The organism is Paenibacillus faecis (assembly GCF_008084145.1).
In the GTDB taxonomy this organism is placed as follows: Bacteria; Bacillota; Bacilli; order Paenibacillales; family Paenibacillaceae; genus Fontibacillus; species Fontibacillus faecis.
The window spans coordinates 773,620-790,815 of the sequence record NZ_VSDO01000004.1 but is presented as its reverse complement, the minus strand read 5'-3'; the positions used below and the strand labels follow the sequence as shown (position 1 = coordinate 790,815).

At 55.7% G+C, this 17,196-nt stretch carries 17 protein-coding genes; 6 read left to right on the top strand and 11 right to left on the bottom strand.

Annotated features, from left to right (window positions below; genetic code table 11):
• Positions 1-155 precede the first annotated feature (155 nt).
• From FRY98_RS28515 to FRY98_RS21285, 7 genes are all read right to left on the bottom strand, one after another.
• Positions 156-329, bottom strand: a complete 174-nt coding sequence (locus FRY98_RS28515; protein WP_170287149.1) for a hypothetical protein — start codon at positions 327-329, stop codon at positions 156-158.
• An 18-nt stretch (positions 330-347) separates the two neighbouring features.
• On the bottom strand, positions 348-692 hold the full coding sequence (locus tag FRY98_RS21310; RefSeq protein WP_148455720.1) for a hypothetical protein: 345 nt from the start codon (positions 690-692) through the stop codon (positions 348-350).
• 46 nt (positions 693-738) lie between these two features.
• Complete coding sequence (locus FRY98_RS21305) at positions 739-2,214, bottom strand: MDR family MFS transporter (protein ID WP_148455964.1); 1,476 nt, start codon at positions 2,212-2,214, stop codon at positions 739-741.
• Between the two features lie 133 nt (positions 2,215-2,347).
• Positions 2,348-3,880, bottom strand: coding sequence for an ABC transporter ATP-binding protein (locus FRY98_RS21300; protein ID WP_148455718.1), 1,533 nt, complete (start codon positions 3,878-3,880; stop codon positions 2,348-2,350).
• Positions 3,881-4,483, bottom strand: coding sequence for an ECF transporter S component (locus FRY98_RS21295; RefSeq protein ID WP_148455716.1), 603 nt, complete (start codon positions 4,481-4,483; stop codon positions 3,881-3,883).
• A 92-nt stretch (positions 4,484-4,575) separates the two neighbouring features.
• Positions 4,576-5,328 (bottom strand): energy-coupling factor transporter transmembrane component T family protein, encoded by a 753-nt coding sequence (locus FRY98_RS21290; RefSeq protein WP_148455714.1) that lies wholly within the window; start codon positions 5,326-5,328, stop codon positions 4,576-4,578.
• Entirely contained in the window at positions 5,325-5,918 is a 594-nt protein-coding gene (locus tag FRY98_RS21285) for a GNAT family N-acetyltransferase (protein ID WP_148455711.1), read from the bottom strand. The genes FRY98_RS21290 and FRY98_RS21285 overlap by 4 nt, the downstream gene beginning before the upstream one ends.
• Before the next feature lie 232 nt (positions 5,919-6,150).
• On the opposite strand from FRY98_RS21285, the gene FRY98_RS21280 reads away from it, so the two are divergent.
• Entirely contained in the window at positions 6,151-7,128 is a 978-nt protein-coding gene (locus FRY98_RS21280; protein WP_148455709.1) for an alpha/beta hydrolase, read from the top strand.
• Here FRY98_RS21280 and FRY98_RS21275 read toward each other — a convergent pair.
• On the bottom strand, positions 7,119-7,349 hold the full coding sequence (locus FRY98_RS21275) for an aspartyl-phosphate phosphatase Spo0E family protein (protein ID WP_148455707.1): 231 nt from the start codon (positions 7,347-7,349) through the stop codon (positions 7,119-7,121). The genes FRY98_RS21280 and FRY98_RS21275 overlap by 10 nt on opposite strands.
• A 167-nt stretch (positions 7,350-7,516) precedes the next feature.
• Entirely contained in the window at positions 7,517-7,819 is a 303-nt protein-coding gene (locus FRY98_RS21270; RefSeq protein WP_148455962.1) for a hypothetical protein, read from the bottom strand.
• Between the two features lie 119 nt (positions 7,820-7,938).
• On the opposite strand from FRY98_RS21270, the gene FRY98_RS21265 reads away from it, so the two are divergent.
• A complete protein-coding gene (locus FRY98_RS21265; protein ID WP_148455705.1) occupies positions 7,939-8,439 on the top strand; it encodes a GAF domain-containing protein in 501 nt (166 codons plus the stop codon).
• Positions 8,440-8,498: 59 nt separating this feature from the next.
• On the opposite strand, the gene FRY98_RS21260 is transcribed toward FRY98_RS21265, so the two are convergent.
• Positions 8,499-10,598, bottom strand: coding sequence for an endonuclease MutS2 (locus FRY98_RS21260; protein ID WP_148455703.1), 2,100 nt, complete (start codon positions 10,596-10,598; stop codon positions 8,499-8,501).
• 605 nt (positions 10,599-11,203) lie between these two features.
• On the opposite strand from FRY98_RS21260, the gene FRY98_RS21255 reads away from it, so the two are divergent.
• On the top strand, positions 11,204-13,087 hold the full coding sequence (locus FRY98_RS21255; RefSeq protein WP_148455701.1) for an LTA synthase family protein: 1,884 nt from the start codon (positions 11,204-11,206) through the stop codon (positions 13,085-13,087).
• Between the two features lie 64 nt (positions 13,088-13,151).
• Here FRY98_RS21255 and FRY98_RS21250 read toward each other — a convergent pair whose 3' ends face one another.
• Positions 13,152-14,540 (bottom strand): MATE family efflux transporter, encoded by a 1,389-nt coding sequence (locus tag FRY98_RS21250; protein WP_148455699.1) that lies wholly within the window; start codon positions 14,538-14,540, stop codon positions 13,152-13,154.
• Between the two features lie 158 nt (positions 14,541-14,698).
• Between FRY98_RS21250 and FRY98_RS21245 the strand changes: the two genes are divergently transcribed.
• The 3 genes from FRY98_RS21245 to FRY98_RS21235 all read left to right on the top strand — a co-directional run bounded on the left by FRY98_RS21245 (position 14,699) and on the right by FRY98_RS21235 (position 17,189).
• Positions 14,699-15,604, top strand: coding sequence for an AraC family transcriptional regulator (locus tag FRY98_RS21245; RefSeq protein WP_148455697.1), 906 nt, complete (start codon positions 14,699-14,701; stop codon positions 15,602-15,604).
• A 137-nt stretch (positions 15,605-15,741) separates the two neighbouring features.
• The gene (locus FRY98_RS21240; protein WP_306433522.1) at positions 15,742-16,596 is read left to right on the top strand and encodes a DegV family protein; all 855 of its coding nucleotides are present in this window, start codon (positions 15,742-15,744) and stop codon (positions 16,594-16,596) included.
• A gap of 170 nt (positions 16,597-16,766) precedes the next feature.
• Positions 16,767-17,189 (top strand): hypothetical protein, encoded by a 423-nt coding sequence (locus FRY98_RS21235; RefSeq protein ID WP_148455691.1) that lies wholly within the window; start codon positions 16,767-16,769, stop codon positions 17,187-17,189.
• Positions 17,190-17,196: the final 7 nt, after the last annotated feature.

Below are 17,196 nucleotides of genomic sequence, written 5' to 3'. Positions count from 1 at the left end.
GATGTATTGGTTAACTGCGAACAGATGTGGTGGTCAACTGCGAACGGATCTGTTAGCAGGAACAGATCTGAGGGGAGATACGGTCAGCCGCGGCAGCCGCGGACACAAAACAGGCCGCCCCTTGGGGCAGCCTTGTCTTGTAATCCGAAATCCGCTTAATGAGTAGGGTCCATATCTTTGGCCTTGTGATGATGGCGGGCGTCCGCACGCTTCTGGTCGTTGATATCCTGCTGCATCTGCTGCGCCTCCTGGCTGTTGACCGGGGAGCGGTCCAAATCCTGAACGACATTGCTCAGGTTTTTGTCGGCGGATCCTTTGACACGCGTCATTCGGCTGTCCTCCCTTTCCTATGTCGATTTGGTGAGCCGGTGGAGAGCTTGCGCACATTCATGAAGATGACGGACATAGTCCGAAGTCATCTCCTGGATTTTTTCGCTCCGCTCATTGACGGTCTGCCCGTCCTTCTCCACATCGACCAATTCCACGCGAACCTCGCGCTGGTCCATATAAGAACATTCAAAATCGAAAGAGTAAAACTGCCGTCCCGCCGCATCGATATGAATCCGCAGTCCCCGCGGGTTCCCGAGATCCGCCTCCACCCGGGCCGAGTCGCCCGGATTCAAATACTCCGGCAACTGCCGCTGCCAGGCATGGACAAGCGAGCTTTGGTCCAGTGTCAATTCCTCATTCATGCTAACACCTCCCCTTTCCCGTTATGGTGCGGAGGAGGGCAGGCTTTTATACCTCTTCGGGTTCCGGGGCCTTACTCCGCAATCCGAGAGTGGACACCACGCCGAAAACGGCGATGACGGCCATAATGATGAACAGGACATGCAAGCTCCCGCCCAGCACATGCCTCAGCTCGTCCCACAGTTCTTGGGGCAGCAGGTGGACTTTTTCCGGCGACAGCAGGTTGTTGATGTCCTCCTGGGTCACCGGGATGCCCGAAGCCGTTCCGCTGGAAGTCCGCGATACAATGCCGAGGTTGATCAGCGCCCCGAACACCGTTACGGCAATCGTCTGGCCGATCGACCGCACGAACGAATTGAGCGCGTTGGAAGCTCCCCGCAGATCATAATTGACGGAAGATTGCGCGATGATGGTGAACACGGAGAACGAGAACCCGAAACCGAGCCCGTATAGCGCATTGAAGATCAACATGACGAAGATCGGCGTGTTGTCGTTGATGAAAGCCATTCCTACGGCCCCCAGGGCGATAATGCACATACCGATCAGCGAGGTCATCCGCGAGCCCCGGCTGATAATCCAGCGGGAGCCGAGCACGGACCCGAGCATCCAGCTGATCGACATCGGCGCCAGCACCAGTCCCGAAATCGTGGCGTTCTCCCCAAGCACTCCCTGCACAAACAACGGCAGGTAAGAGGTCAGGCCGATCAGCAGGGCGCTGGCCAGAAAACTCGCCACATTGGAATAAGCAATATCCCGGATCCGGAACAGCTTTAAAGGAACCAGCGGCTCTTCGGCACGTTTTTCGATGATGAAAAAGAGGACCAGCGAAATCCCCGCCACGATCAGCAGCCCGATCAGAAGCGGCGAGTTCCAGGCAATTTGCTGGCCGCCCGTAGCCAGGCCGAACAATAGCGCCGTAACCCCGACCGTAAACGTGAGCGCGCCCGCGTAGTCGATTTTGACCTTACGCGGCTCCCGCTGTTCTTTCAAATACTTAATGATAAAAATCAACGACACCAGTCCGAACGGAACATTAAATCCGAACACCCAGCGCCAATTCAACGAATCGACAAAATAACCGCCGAGCAGCGGTCCGACGAGCGATGAAATTCCCCATACCGAGCTGATCCAGCCCTGAACCTTCGCCCGCTCTTCCATCGAGTAAATATCGCCGATAATCGTAAAGGTCACCGGCGTCAAAGCGCCGGCCCCGATGCCCTGGATCGCCCGATATAAGATTAACTGCTCCATGCTCTGGGCCATCCCCGACAGCACCGAGCCCAGCAAAAACAGTACCGAACCGATCACAAACACCGGTTTTCTGCCGTATAGGTCGCTGATTTTGCCAAAAATCGGCGTCGATACCGCCATCGTCAGCAGATAAGCGGTAAACACCCAGCTGAGCAGCTCGACCCCGCCCAGATCGCCGACGATCCGGGGGCCTGCCGGACCGATGACGGTCCCTTCGATCGCGGCCAAAAACGTGGATAACAGCAAACCGATCAAAATATACTTTCTTTTCATGTCGGTAACCACAACATAACTTCCTTTCTCTCCCGTTCGGGTTTTCACAAGAGTACTATTATAAAGGAAGCCTTATTAAAAAGAAAGGCAGCATGTCCCGGACAAACGCTCCGGTCTCTGCTGCCCACTTCTTCTAATATTCCCGTAAACGCCCCTTCTCCATCGTCCAAATGCGGGTCGGTTCCCCGGCAAAAAACTCCGGTTCATGGGTGATCATCAAAATCGACTTTCCCTGGGCCACAGCCTCCCTGCACAGACGCGAAAGCAGCCGGGCGCCGGCGTAATCGGTTCCGGCCGTCGGCTCGTCCAGCACGATCAACCGCTTGCCGGACATCAACCCCGCGGCCGCGCTGAGCAGGCGCTTCTCACCGCCGCTCAGCACATACGGCGACTCGCTCTCCCGGCCTGCGAGGCCGATCTGCCGCAGCAGCTCGGCCGCCTGCCGCAGGAGCGGCTCGGGCGTCGGCTCCTTCGCCCGCAGCCGCAGCGCGCGGCGCGGTCCGAAGAGCAGTTCGTCCAGCACCTTCGCGGCGACGAATTGCTGCTCCGGATGCTGAAACACATAGCCAATCTCGGCGGCCAGATCGTAGACCGACAGGCGGGAAGCATCCCGCCCTTGCCAGAAGACGGCTCCGGCGGGGGCCGGGAGCAGTCCCAGAATGAGCCGGGACAACGTGGTCTTGCCGGACCCGTTCTCCCCCCGCAGGATATGCCATTCCCCCGGGCATATCCGCATCGACACGTCCCGCAGGGCGCAAGGCCCTGCGGGGAGGGCGCCGCTCCGCCGCCGCGCGGCCCTTTTGCCTTCGCCATAGGCAAAGGAAAGGCCGCGAATCTCCAGCAGCGGCGGCGAAGCGTCCGCTCGCGCCGCGCGCAAAGCCGCGGCCGCGGGCGCTGCCGCCGCGGAGACCCGCGTCTCCGCCGGCAGCAGGCCCAACCGCGCGAGCCGCCCGCGGTGCTCGCGCAGCAGCGGCTCAACCGGCCCGTCGAGCACGACGCGGCCGGCATCGAGCACAACCAGCCGCGGCGCGGCCAGGGCGAGCTCGTCGAGCCGCCCCGTCACCGTCACCAGGGTCCGGCCCGCCTGGTGCAGCCGGCGCAGCAGCGCCAGCAGACGCCGCCGACCGCCGGCGTCCAGATTCGCCGCCGCCTCGTCGAGCACGAGGATCGGCGGCTCAAGCGCCAGCACGGACGCGATCGCCGCGCGCTGACGCCCTCCACCGGACAGCTCGTGCACCTTGTCCCGGCGGCGCTCCAGCAGCTCCACGTCCCGCAGGGCTTCGTCCACCCGACGCCGGATCACGTCGGGTGGCAGGCACAGATTTTCCGGGCCGAAGGCCGCCTCGTCCTCCACCAGTCCTTGGACAAGCTGGGCATCCGGGTCCTGGAACACCAGCCCGATCCGGCTCGCCAGATCCGCGATCGCCGCCGTTGCCGGGTCCAGCCCGTCCACCTCGATCCGGCCTTCCCGGTGGCCGCCGCCGGACCGCGGCAAATACCCGCTAAGCAGGCCGGCCAAGGCCGACTTGCCGCTGCCGCTCGCGCCGCACACCGTAACCCACTCCCCCGTCCGGACCCTCAGGGAAAGGCCGTCGATGACGCTCCGTGAGCCCTGCTCATAAGCGTAAGTCACGTTTTCAAGCCATATGGCGGTTGCCGGGTCCATTTAGCCCTCTGCTCCCCGATGCACCGCAAACCTCCGCAGCAGCCCACTGCGGGAAAGGGCGTCGCCCAGAAGCTTGGACAGCAGGCCGCATAGGACAATCCCGCTTAAAATCCGAACCGCCAGGGCGATAAGAAGAATATCGGTGCCCCATTTCATATAGCCGAACATCCGGGCCGCGAAGAAAAACCAAATCGGTACCATGGCCCCTCCAACCAGCAGCATAATCGGCAGATTCCACTTCCGGTACCGAAAAGCGGCAAAGATCGTCTCCGCCACGACCATGTAACAGCCGGCCGCCACAAAGCAGGAAGCGATTCCGTAAGCCGTCCCCATAAACGCTTGGACCACCGCGCCGATTCCGAAGGTAATCACCGCCGTCCCCGGTTTGCGGATGATGTAACAGGCAAGGAGTCCATAGACCATGTACAGACCGGTGATGGTCGAGGTCGCGATAGGACCTCCGATCCCGTTCAGCGCCTGATTCACCGGCGATATGTAAACCGTCAAAACGGCGTTGGCCGCGGCCAGCATCGCCATCAACACGATATCCAGCGTAGTGAACGCGGACCAACTAAACCCTTTTTTCTTTCCAGCTTCTTTCATTGCAGTTCCTCCCTCTCCAACCTCATTGTCAACCTATTGATAAAATATAGGTTGACAATAAAGATTCGTCAAGGTCTTTTTTGCAATTTGTCTTAGGAAATCCACAACAGCAGCGACGCCCCCGTAACGCTCAGCAGCATGACCGCATATCCCCCCGCCGATATGCGCGCTTCCCGCAAAAAGGTCCGGTGCCGAAATGCGCCAAAACCCTTGGCCTCCATGGAACCGGCCGTTTGTTCGATTCTCCGGACCGCCCCGGTAAAAACCGCGGTCACATTGCCGCGCCAGTTCTCGACGCGCTCCCCGAATCCCCGCGGCTTCCTTCCGTAGCGGATTTTGCGGGCTTCCGCCGCACTTCTGCCTTCCGCTTCCAGCATCGGCAGAAAGGTCAACGCCATCGAAACCCCGAAAGCGAAGCGGTATGGCAGCCTCAGCCGAATCGTCATCATCACGACGAAGTCCTGCGGATCGGTGGACTCGATATAAATCAGGGACGACAGAAACAGGCAAAACATCCGCAGCGTAATCGCCGCGGCGTAAGCGACCGGGCCCTCCGACAAGCGGATCGGCCCCACCTCGAGGACGGCCCCGCTCGGAGGCGCCGCCAATGCGGTGAGCAGCAGCAGCGGCAAGCCGAATATGGCGATATAAGCCATCCGTTTGGAGAGGCGGCGCCAGGTCATACCCGCCCCATAGCGAGCAACGGCCAGCAGTAGCGCCAGCATAAGGACTAACGGCAGCGGCCTGTCCCAATGCATGGCCAACACGGCGATGCAGAACAAGGACACCAGCTTGCTGAGCGGATCCAGGAGCTGAAGCGGGTCATCCTTGGCCGCCGCCGTCATACATTCGCGCCCCCCGAGTTTAAGCGCCGGTCGTAATCTTTTTTCAGCAATGAGTACATAATCAGGTCAACGAAACCTTCCTCGGTCTTCTGGTATTCCCGAAGCAGTCCCTCCTCCTGAAAACCCAGCGCGGCAAGCAGCTTGCGCGAAGCTTCGTTCCGCGGGTCAACCAGCGCTTCAATCCGGTTCAGCCCCATCGTCTCGTAGCCGTACCGGATGACCGTGCGCAGCGTTTCGGACATGTAGCCGCTGCCCCAGAACTCTTGCCCCAAATCGTAGCCGATTTCTCCCCGGAAGGCTCCCGCCAGTTCCCAAGTATTAAAACCGCAGCTTCCGATCACCTGTCCGGTTTCCTTTAATTCGATCGCCCAGCGCATCGCATCCTCACTCTCGGCCAGACCGTTCAACAGGTCGATCATCTGATGAGTGTCTTCGATGGAAGCAAACGGAGGGATATTCATATACCGGACCACCTCCGGATCACTCCAAAACTTGTGCAATGCCGGACCGTCTTCCCGCTCCATCCGCCGCAGCCGCAGTCTTTCACTCTCCAGCACCGGTATTTCACCGCCGCATTTAAACAACTCCATCTCCTCCGATTCCTGAAATATCCATATAATATTAGACCGCAATAGTCCTATTTTATCTAACCATACCTGACCGGCCAACGTCAAAATCCCCCATATCCAAGCCTCGTTTACATAAAAAATACAGTCATCGCGATTTTCTTCGCATTCTTTCGGTGATACTATTTACAAAAGACCTTTTGCGGTTGCGGCACCACAATACAGACGGAAATGGGATAGGAGGTTGTCACAACTTATGATGTACTCGATTCTGATCCTCGCGGTATTGCTTTTGCTGTTGGCGGTTAACGGCATTACGCGGTTTGCCTTCCGGCAAATTACCCAAATGAAGCTTCAAACGTTCGAGAGCATTTTCGATTATCTTGAAGGCTCGGGCGTATTTACCCGGGAACGCTTTAACACTCTGAACAAAAGGGAGGTAACCATCACCTCCAAGGACGGTTTAAAGCTAAGCGGCTACATCGTGGAGCCCCATCCCGGCGTAAACAAGTGGGTAATTATCGTGCACGGGTATACCGTTTCCCTTCATGTATCCACCCAATATATCGATATGTTTGAACAAGAGGGCTTCAATCTGCTGCTGATCGATCAGCGCAGGCACGGAAACAGTCAAGGCACGTATACCACCTATGGTTATTACGAAAAATACGATGTGCAGTGCTGGGTTAACTGGCTGCTGGAGCAGTATGGGGACGATTGCGTCATCGGCTTGCACGGGCAATCGCTGGGCGGAGGAACCGTGTTGGAATATTTGGCCATTGCGGATCCGCATGTGAAATTCGTGGTCGCCGACTGTCCATATTCCGATCTGACCCGGTTGATGCGCCATCAGATAAGCGTACTGAACAAACTTCCGTCCTTCCCGCTCTTGCCTCTCGTGAACAGACGTATGGAACGCGTTGCCGGATTCCGGATGGAACAGGTAAGTCCGCTAAAAGCGGTGGAGAAAAGTCGGATTCCGGTGTTGTTCGTGCACGGAACTCGCGACAACTATGTTCCGACCTATATGAGCGAGGAATTGTATGAGCGCAAGCCTGAGCCCAAACGGCTGCTGCTCGTCGAAGGGGCCGTGCATGCCAACGCTTACGGGGTGAACCCCGCCCGGTATGCCGAAGAGGTGCATGCCCTGATCCAGGACGCATTGGAAGAGAATGTCCACCCCGCGGCGGCTTCCCACGTTCAAGAGTCCCGGCATTCCGCAGCCTACTCCTGAGAGAGGCCCGAATCGCTTAATTTCCCGAGCATTTGCGTCTGAGCCAGCACGATGTAATGATCCAGCCGTTGGCTGAGCTCCACGACGGCCTCGCTATTAAAGTTTGTCTCATCGGCCGCATGCATCAATTCAGCGCGCAGATGCTCGATCTTGTCCAATAAATCGGCGCTGACCTTGGGACGGCGCAGGCCTGGGGCGGAGCCGTTCGAGGAGATGGGCATAAGTTCACCTTCTTTGACTTCTTCCCGTCATTTTAGCTTATGATGCGAAAAACAATTTTTTCAAAATTTTGAAAAAAATTATCGTACTTTGTCAAATGTGACTAGCCAGCATTCAGCGCACCCAAAACAAGAACCGCCCGGACTTGGACCGGGCGGTTCTTGTTCGTTCAGGCAGAGCCGGCCTTGGCCTTGCTTTCCGTTTGATGAACCACATCGCATAGGCGCTTGAGCACCGTACGTATTTCCTTTATCTCATCCCTACCCGCGCCGGTGATGGAATACACATCGTTATGGGCGGTCAGAAAATTGTCTTCCGTCAGGCGGTCCAGTTCCTGCTTTACTTCGCGTTCTCCCACCTTGTATCCCTGTGCTTCCAGTTGCGTGAGCGTTTCGTTGACCGTGAGGTCTCCCTGTGTGGCTTCATGAAGCATCTGTATGCGTATGAACAAATTCTGCACGTCGGCGCGCATGGTAAGAACTCCCCTTTCCGGCGTTAAATCGTTCAATTTTTATATACCCCTGCCAATCAGCGCGGAAACAACGGGAATTCAGGTATAATAGGGGTATACGCAAAGGAGGAATTCCCTATATGTTTCAAGCCGAACAACCGACGGGGCCCCGTGAAGAACAGCAGCGGGCGGTTCTGTCCCAGCTTCAAGCGCTAATTGCCGGGGAGCGCAGCGCGGCCGCCAATCTGGCCAACGCTTCGGCGCTGCTCCATTTCTTTTTGCGGGACATTAACTGGGTAGGTTTCTACCTGTTTGACGGGCGCGAACTTGTGCTCGGTCCGTTCCAGGGACTCCCCGCCTGCATCCGTATTCCGCTCGGCAAAGGCGTATGCGGAACAAGCGCCGAACGCCGGGAGACGCTGCGAATCGAAGACGTCCACGCGTTTCCCGGACATATTGCTTGCGATGCCGCTTCCAACAGCGAAATCGTCGTTCCGATCGTCAAGGACGGAGAGCTGCTGGGCGTCCTCGATATCGACAGCCCGCTTAAAGGCCGCTTTGACGAGCAGGACCAGGCATTCCTGGAACGCTTTGTGGACGTTTTAAAGGAAGGCCTCGTGCTCCCGTTATCCTTGGTCTAAGTTTATGTCAAAAGGCCCGCCGGACGGTCATCTCCGCCGACGGGCCTTCTCACGCTCCGTTAATAAGTCTCGTCCGGCCTGCGGACGATCTCCATCCCCTCCACATGCTGTTTGGACATCAGCTTGCGCTTTTTGCGGTTTTCTTTCGTATCCAGCACGATGTCCAGATCATAATCCTCCGGATACAGCTGATCTTTTTTAAGATAGGGTTTCAACCGCTTCCGGTTGACTTTGATGCGCTGCTTCTGGATCAGGACGCCGACCGTCCCCCGCAAGTCTTCGGGTTCGCTGACGATGCCGATCTTCCCGAGAGCCGTTACATAGACGGCATCTCCGATCTCAAACCGATGAGGAGCCAGCTTCATCTCGTCCTCCCGCTCCTCCTCGCCGGAAGTATCGGTTTTAACCCGATGTCCGGAAGTTCCCCGCGCCTCTGGCCATCGGCGTTCCTTCTCCGTTAGCGCTCTAGCTTCGAGTTGCTTGTCTTCCTCCGGCCGAGCTTCGCTTATCCTTTCCGAGGCCGTTTCTGTTTGTGTTTGCGGTTGCGGTAACTGTCCGGCTATCGAATCCGCCGGCGAATCATTCCTTGCCGGCACGATCTCATCCCATACGGACACTTTGCCCCCCGCCCCGATCTGACGGCTGACGATATGCTGCGATCTGGCGATAATGTCCGCCGTAATCCCCAGTTTTCTGGCGATCTCGATGGCATAGCTCTGCCCGGCCCGGCCGATGGTCAGCTTATACAGGGGGCGCAGGGTGTCCGGGTCGAACTCCATCCGCGCATTCTCAAACCCCTCGGCCCGGGAGGCGAAAGTTTTCAGCTCGTTGAAATGTGTCGTCACCAGGACGGTCGCTTTTTTTCGGCTGAATTCCTCCAGGATCGCGATCGACAACGCGATTCCTTCTCCCGGGTCCGTGCCGGCCGCCAGTTCGTCGATCAGCAGGAGCGTCGACGGGCCGGCGACTTTTAACATCGCCACCAGGCTTTGAATCTGCGCGGAGAAGGTGCTAAGCGATTGCTCCAGGTTCTGCCCGTCCCCGATTACCGCCATGATGCCGCGGTAAACGGCAAACTCGCTGCCGGGGCCTACCGGTACAAGCAGGCCGGATTGCACCATCAAGGACAGCAGGCCGAACGTTTTGAGCACCACCGTTTTCCCTCCGGTGTTCGGTCCCGTGATGATTAAAGTTTTATAATCGGCGCCGATTTCCAAATCCAACGGTACCATGCTGCCGAGCAGCTTCGGATGCTTCGCCCCGCGCAGCACCGTTCTGCCTTTGTCATTGACGCCCACGGCTGCGGCGTCCATCGAAGCGGCATATTTCGCCTTGGCAAAGATAAAATCGTACAAGCCGGTAATTTCGATATTCCCGGTGATGCTTGCGGCCTCCTTCTCCACGAGCTCGGTCAGATAGCCGAGAATCTTCGCTTCTTCCCTGGCTTCCTCGCCCTGCAGCAGTTCCAGTTCCCCCTGCAAGGACGAGATTTCGTCCGGTTCGATAAATACCGTCTGCCCGCTGGTCGACTGGTCCAGCATCCGCCCCTTGACCTGCCTGTAAAATTCCTTTTTGACCGGTATGACATAGCGGCCTCCCCGCACGCTGACGATGCTCTCCTGTAAAATCGCCGCGTGCCGGGACATGACGGAGTGCATTTTCTTATTTATTTTCTCTTTAAGCATATCGATTTTCCGGCGGATTTTCTCGAGGTCGCGGCTCGCTTCGTTCGTAATGACACCGTGCCGGATGCAGCGCATAATCTCCTGCCGCAATTCGGGCAAATCCCGCAGGGAAGCCGCGTAAATACCAATCTGCCAGGCGGCGTCGCCTTTGGACTCAATATACTTCTTCAACTGTCCGCAGCTCTGCAGGAAGGTCTGAACCGCCGTCAAATCCTGTTCCGTGAACAAATACCCCGTTCCCAGCAAGGAAGCGACGAGTTCGATGCCTTCCAGGGACGGCAGCGGAACGCTCGATCCTCTGCCGATCAGTTCCCGCGCCTCGGCCGTTTCGGCTATCGCGCGTTCGATCGGTCTGAGTTCTTCCATCGGGACCAGCCTGGCGATGCGGGCCCGCCCCTCGTAAGAAACGGCGAACGCGGACAAGTCTTGTTTCATACTTTCGTACTCCAACATATTTAACGTAAAGTTTTCCATGATCCATAGATTCCTCCTGTACATGTGGTAACAACAGAAAAAGGGCAAAAGACAGCACGAAAATGCCATCCTTTGCCCTTTTTTATCCGCAAAATGCAAAATGTCTTTTCTTTATCGGATGTGAATGCCGCAAAAAAAGCCGTGCTGAAAAACAGCACGGCTTCGGGAATATAGATCCGAAGAAACAGACAGCGGCCAAAAGCGCTGAATGATTGTGTTCGTGTGTTCTTAACTAAATTCAGAGACCGAAAAGAGGCGCAAAAAATCAGAGGTTCCCTTGTGTCTCAAAAAAAACAAAACACAATGAACCGAACCTTCGTTTCTTCCGGTCGCTATGAAATTAATTAGTTAAGAACGCTCACCGACATCAAAATCTCTCCTACACTTTGCGGATGCCTTCAATTTACCAAAAAATACAGTTAAGTGTCAACTAAGCGATATAAGGCCCGTATCCCTGCCTTTCACTTGGGATATCTTGTTAAATGTGTGAATTGATTTATTTTGTTCTCCAACTCTTTTCATGTATTATATTAAGGGTATTTAAAATGTAAAGGCAGTATTAATATTATCTTCATGAATCGCGCATCGAAAGGAAGGATCGTACCGTGCCTGCTTTAAATCGTATCAGGCTGGGCAATATTAAGCCGTTCGTTTTCTTCACCTTCATTTTGATTCTGAAAACGTATCTCGCCTGGATTGCCATCTTCGAGGAGATGCCGCCCTGGGGCCCCCTGCTTAAAGAGCTGCCGTTCATTTGGGCCTTGTTCTGCCTCATCGAATGGTTCTCGTCCAAGCGCAAAATCGCCGTTTATCTGACGGTCAATTTGATCGTCACGGGGATTTTCTTCGCCGCCATGATGTATCATAAATATTACGGTGTTATGGTGACCTATCACGCCCTCCAGCAGGTGAACCAGGTCACGGCGGTCAGCAACAGCGTGTTTTCCCTGCTGGCGCCGTACTACCTGCTGATCTTCCTGGATATCGTCGTGATCGGGTTTTGGCTGTTCCGCAAGAAGAGAGCCGAGAAGCTGAAGGCTTTCTTTAACTTGAAGAGCTTGCGTACCGGTATCGTCGCGACGGTGTTTGGCGTTTCGGTCGCCCTGTGTATCTTCAACGTGTGGCCGAACCGGGCCAGCATGAACGAGATCAAACAGGCGGAACAGATGGGGATTCTCAATTACGAAACCTATGTCATTTTTTCCAACAGCAGCAAGAAAGAGGACCTGGTCGACAAGAACGAAATCAACCAAACGAAGATCGACCAGTTGAAGGGTGTCACCCCGCCGGCGCATCCGAAATACTTCGGACAGGCGAAGGGAAAGAACCTGATCATCATCCAGATGGAGTCCTTTCAGAATTTTCTGATCGACCTGAAAATCGACGGACAGGAAATTACGCCGGTCATGAACAAGCTGGCCAAAGAAAATATGTACTTCAAGCATTTTTATCAAATGGTAGGGCAGGGAAACACGTCGGACGCCGAATTTGTCGTAAACACCTCTTTCTATATCCCTTATAATGAGGCGGCTACGCAAAATTATCCGGACAAAGAACTGCCGAGTTTGCCGAAGCTGATGAAATCGGCCGGCTACGATACGGCTACATTCCATACAAATGTGGTCGATTTCTGGAACCGCGGCGAGCTGTATAAAGCGATCGGCTTTGACCGGTACTACGATCAGGAGTTTTTCGGTCAGGAGGATACCGTTTTCTTCGGTCCGTCCGATGAGGTGCTTTACAAAAAAACGGCGGAAGAATTGGACAAGATGCAGCAGGCCGGAAAGCCGTTCTACACCCAGGTCATTTCCATGACGGCCCATCATCCGTTCACCATGCCGCATGAAAAGGACCGCATAACGCTCCCTGAACGTTATCAGGACAATATGGTCGGCGATTACATCCGCTCGCAAAATTACGCGGACTACGCCTTGGGCCAGTTTATCGAAGACTTGAAACGAAGAGGCATCTGGGACAACAGCGTCGTCGTCATCTACGGCGATCATTTGGGATTGCCGATGTACTCGCTGGATAAACATGGGCTTGAATTGATGCATGAGATCTACGGCCGGGACTACGGATATATCGATATGATCAACATCCCGCTCATCATTTCGGCACCCGGCGTCTCCGCGCCGAACACGTTCGAAAATGTCGGAGGCCAGGTGGATATTCTGCCTACGGTCGCCAACTTGATGGGGATTTCGCTGGACCAGCATCTTCACTTCGGCCAAGATATTTTGAACCAAACCTACAACCTGCTCCCGCAGCGGTATTACCTGCCGTCCGGTTCGTTCCTCAACGACAAGGCGCTGTTTATGCCGGGTGTGTGGTACAAAGACGGCACGCAATATCCCGTCGCCGAAGACGGCGTGAGCCAGGCGCTCACCACGGAGAAGGAATACAACCGTGCGCTGGAGCTGCTCCGGCTCTCCGACAGTTATGTGCAGCAGCTCCCGGACCGGGTTAAAGCCGAGGAAACGGAATAATGGCAAAAGGCGCTCCGATTAGAGAATCGGGGCGCCTTTCTTTATTTGCAGCGAGATCGCCGTCTTACACGCAAATCGCCGGATCTCCGGTCCGCGTCCTTTCCATATCCGCTTCCTTCATCCTCAGGAACTTGCGCTCCCGCCAGCGAAGGAAAGAGAGCACAGCGCGTATATATTCATCGGCGATCATGCAGGAGTAAATCGCGATGATGCCGTAACCGAGCGAAACGCCGAGCCAATAGGAACAGCCGGTGGCGACGACCCACATGAAAATCAGCGAGATGTTCATGGTATATCGGGTATCCCCCACCGCATTGAGGGAGTTGCCGATGGCCATGTTGACCATTTTACCGGGCTGCAGCAGCAGATTTAGCCACAGCAGCGCGCCGCAAAGCGCGAGAATATCCTGGTCTTTCGTAAACAAGCCCAGCACGTTGTGACCGAAGACCACCAGAATAAAGGCATTGACGATGACGAGCGGCAATCCGATCGCCAGCACTTTGAATACGGCTTGATAAGCTTCCTTCGTTCGGCCCGCTCCGTACAGATGGGCGATCTGGATCTGGGCGGCCAGTGCGAGCGAGAAGCCCAGCAGGAAGCAGAAGGATTCCAGCGTATTCATATAGGTTCGGGCCGCCAATTCCGTCGACCCCAGCACCGCCAGGAACGAGAAAATCGCCAATTGGGAGAACACCCAGCTCGCCGAGTTGACGCCGAGCGGCCAGCCGATGACCAGAATTTCCTTGAACAGCTTGCGGTCGAACAAAGCGAAGTCCTTTCGCTCGATTTTTCGGTGGAAAGCGCCGAGGAAGATCACGAACAGCACGATGGTGGCGAGCAGCCGACTGACGACCGTGGAGATCGCCACGCCGGTCAGCCCCCATTGCGGGAAGCCGAATGCTCCGAAAATAAAACCGTAATTCATTACGATATGAATGACGTTCATCCCGATCGCGGTCATCATCGGTCCCTTGGTGTTGCCCGTGTTTCGGATCGCCGTGCTGAGTACGGCCATTAAGGCCGTCAAGATCATTCCGCCGCCGACGATGGAAATGTAAACTTCGGCCAAGGGCAGCAATTCCTCCGGCAATTGCAGGATCCGGGCGATCGGCCGGGGAAGCGCGATCAACAGGATGCTGAGACCCAGGCCGATCGCACCAGTCGCGTTAAACGCGATAATCCCTACCGTACGGGCGTCCTCTTCTTTGCGCGAGCCGATTTTTTGCGCGATGACGATGCCGGCACCGCTGGCCACGGTGGCAAACAGCGTGGTCAGGGCGTTAAACAGCTGATTGGAGAAACCGACGACGGCCACCGCGTTATCCGATATCCGACTGACCATCAACGTATCCACCGAACCGAGCAAAAATTGCAGAAACTGCTCGATAAATATCGGCCACGCCAAAAGCCACAAGGAGAATTTACTTTTTTCGCTCCCCTTATTTTTCTTCATTATTAAAACCTCCTGTTGTACGGGGACCTTTCTTGTTGTCACCACAAACTTTTTAGCATGAAACACATTATAGATGGTATAGTTATATCGATGTATCAGAAAACCAACTCAATCTTTCAATATTTAAACCTGAAAACTTCACTGCCTGGAGGTGTGCCGTGCCGCCTATTATCGAGTTTACCGCACCGCCGTTACCCCATTATATCGTCAGCGGCTTATCGGCTCTTCCGGTAGGAGGCAAGCATCCCAGCCGCAAAAATATCGGCGCCTTTGACCTTCTCGTCGCCGTCCGCGGATGCCTCTACGTCGGCGAGGAGGAGCGGGAATACGAAATAACCGAAGGTCACGCCTTGATTCTGCGCCCGGACAGTTACCATTACGCTTACGAGGGCTGCCGGGAAGAGTCGCTGCACCATTGGCTTCACTTTCAGATCCTCGGCGACTGGCGGGTGCTGGACGAAGAGGAGTACTGGTCCAGCCGAGGACGAAGCCACGAAAGCGATCCGCAGGACTACTTGTCGCTACATCCCTTTGCGACTACCGCCTACACGCTGGCCCTGCCGCAGTTCACCAGGCTGGCCCAGCAGCAGAAGATGGCGGAGATCATCAGCGAGCTTACGGAGATGAACCGACACATCCATTTGCCGAGCGTCCGCTTAAAACAGCAGGCGTTGTTTCAGGAGGTGATCCTGCTTCTCTCAGCTTCGCTGGAGTCGGATCGTCCTACCCCGCAATCGCTATGCGCGGAACGGGCCGCCTCTTACTTGCGGGAGCATTATCGCGAGCCGTTCTCCGCCAAGAAACTGGGGAAAGCGATTAATTTTCACCCCGTATACATCGCCCGCTGCATGCAAAAAATGTTCGGCTGCTCGCCGTCCGTTTATTTGCTGCGGCTGCGGATCGACCAATCGAAGCTGCTTCTGCTGCAAACGGATTTGCCGGTCGAGCGGGTCGCGGAGGAGGTCGGCTTCAATCAGGCCGCCTATTTTACGGCAAGCTTTTCGCGTTTTGAGGGGATGTCGCCACGCAAATACCGGCAGCGCTTCGCGTATAACAAAAGCTGAACATATGGCGCGGATTGCCGCCATATAATTAGGGCCTAGGTAACTTCTTTGCTTTATGCATCGCCGCCCACTATAATCAAAGAAAGCTCCTGTTCTTATCAAATAAATACCTAATTGGAGGAAATGCGTTGACACAAGTGAAAATATTCGCGGACAGTATCTCCGATATCCCCGAGTCCTGGATGACCCGGTACGGCATCGGGATCGTTCCGCTTTATGTCGTGTTCGGTGAAACGGCCTACAAAGACAAACTTGAGATCACCACAACCGATATTTACCGGCGGGTCGACGAAACCGGGGAGTTGCCCCGGACGTCGGCGCCGTCTCCCGCCGATTTTATCGCGGCCTTTTCGCCCTGGATCGAGAAGGGCGATACGATTGTATTTATCAGCATGTCTTCCCGGCTCTCTTCAACCTGTCAAAACGCGTTGATCGCCGCGGAGGAACTGCCGGAAGGCCGCGTTATCGTCGTGGATTCACTGAATGTGTCGGGCGGAATCGCCCTCCTGGCGCTGAAAGCCGCCCAAGCGGCGGAGGCTGGAGTAAACGCCGAGGGTATCGCGGCCATGCTGGAGGAACTCCGCGACCGGGTGGAGATTGAAGTGCTGGTCGACAGCCTCGATTATCTTCACAAGGGCGGACGGGTGTCCAGTGTACAGCATATGATCGGAAGCCTGCTTAAAATCCGCCCCGTCCTTCGCATAAAGGAAGGACTCGTCATTTCCGCCGATAAATATAGAGGAAAGACCGAAAAAGCCGTGGAGCGAATGGTCCATCATTTTACGGAAAATATTCACAAGGTTGACCGGGATCTCGTGATCGTAGCCCAAACGCTTGCGGAGAAAGCGGCCGATTACATCAAGACGACCCTGCTCGAAAAAGCCGACATTCGCGACGTGGCCGTTATCGAAGGGGGCTGCGCGATTTCCTGCCACTGCGGTCCCCGCACCGTAGCGATCATGTATTTACGCCGGCCGGGCTACAGTATGTAACCTAACCGGTTTTGAACGGTTTCCGGGGGCTCGTCCGAATGGGGACGGGCTTCTTCTGCTTAGGATGTGTAATGTACGGTCTTCAGCGTGTAATGATACGTGAGGAAACTTTTTGACGGGATGGATCGTAATAGTTGAAGAGAACTTGTATTCGACGGAGGTGGTGAAGGATGCGCCTGCGCTCCGCTTTAACCAAAACCGCATTAGTCCTGCCGATCGGCGCAGGGCTGCTATTCGGCCCGCTTCTGCCTATGGCCTCCACCGCGCATGCCGGCATTTTCAGCGATTTCTACCAGGGAGCTAAAGAGCTGTCCGAACTTCCGGGAGAGGTCAACGAGCTGAAAGCCAACTATGAAATGACGCTGGACAAGCTGTCGGAAGCGGAATCGACCCTGGAATCCTACCGTGAGCAGAATGAGGCTCTGATGGAACAAAACCGCGAACTGGCCGCGTCCGTGACGGCTCTGACCGAAGCCCAGCAGAAACGCGAGGCCAACGCACGGAAGACCCGCATCCTTATTTTGACGGGGATCGCTCTGCTTGCCGGTTATTTTCTATTGCTGCGGGTGATCCGGCTGCTGCTGCGGCGGTAAATAGATA

What these genes read in the sequence shown, in the direction of transcription:
- FRY98_RS28515 (WP_170287149.1), bottom strand. Translation starts at nt 329, where the DNA reads ATGACGCGTGTCAAAGGATCCGCCGACAAAAACCTGAGCAATGTCGTT.
- FRY98_RS21310 (WP_148455720.1), bottom strand. Translation starts at nt 692, where the DNA reads ATGAATGAGGAATTGACACTGGACCAAAGCTCGCTTGTCCATGCCTGG.
- FRY98_RS21305 (WP_148455964.1), bottom strand. Translation starts at nt 2,214, where the DNA reads ATGAAAAGAAAGTATATTTTGATCGGTTTGCTGTTATCCACGTTTTTG.
- FRY98_RS21300 (WP_148455718.1), bottom strand. Translation starts at nt 3,880, where the DNA reads ATGGACCCGGCAACCGCCATATGGCTTGAAAACGTGACTTACGCTTAT.
- FRY98_RS21295 (WP_148455716.1), bottom strand. Translation starts at nt 4,483, where the DNA reads ATGAAAGAAGCTGGAAAGAAAAAAGGGTTTAGTTGGTCCGCGTTCACT.
- FRY98_RS21290 (WP_148455714.1), bottom strand. Translation starts at nt 5,328, where the DNA reads ATGACGGCGGCGGCCAAGGATGACCCGCTTCAGCTCCTGGATCCGCTC.
- FRY98_RS21285 (WP_148455711.1), bottom strand. Translation starts at nt 5,918, where the DNA reads ATGGAGTTGTTTAAATGCGGCGGTGAAATACCGGTGCTGGAGAGTGAA.
- FRY98_RS21280 (WP_148455709.1), top strand. Translation starts at nt 6,151, where the DNA reads ATGATGTACTCGATTCTGATCCTCGCGGTATTGCTTTTGCTGTTGGCG.
- FRY98_RS21275 (WP_148455707.1), bottom strand. Translation starts at nt 7,349, where the DNA reads ATGCCCATCTCCTCGAACGGCTCCGCCCCAGGCCTGCGCCGTCCCAAG.
- FRY98_RS21270 (WP_148455962.1), bottom strand. Translation starts at nt 7,819, where the DNA reads ATGCGCGCCGACGTGCAGAATTTGTTCATACGCATACAGATGCTTCAT.
- FRY98_RS21265 (WP_148455705.1), top strand. Translation starts at nt 7,939, where the DNA reads ATGTTTCAAGCCGAACAACCGACGGGGCCCCGTGAAGAACAGCAGCGG.
- FRY98_RS21260 (WP_148455703.1), bottom strand. Translation starts at nt 10,598, where the DNA reads ATGGAAAACTTTACGTTAAATATGTTGGAGTACGAAAGTATGAAACAA.
- FRY98_RS21250 (WP_148455699.1), bottom strand. Translation starts at nt 14,540, where the DNA reads ATGAAGAAAAATAAGGGGAGCGAAAAAAGTAAATTCTCCTTGTGGCTT.
- FRY98_RS21235 (WP_148455691.1), top strand. Translation starts at nt 16,767, where the DNA reads ATGCGCCTGCGCTCCGCTTTAACCAAAACCGCATTAGTCCTGCCGATC.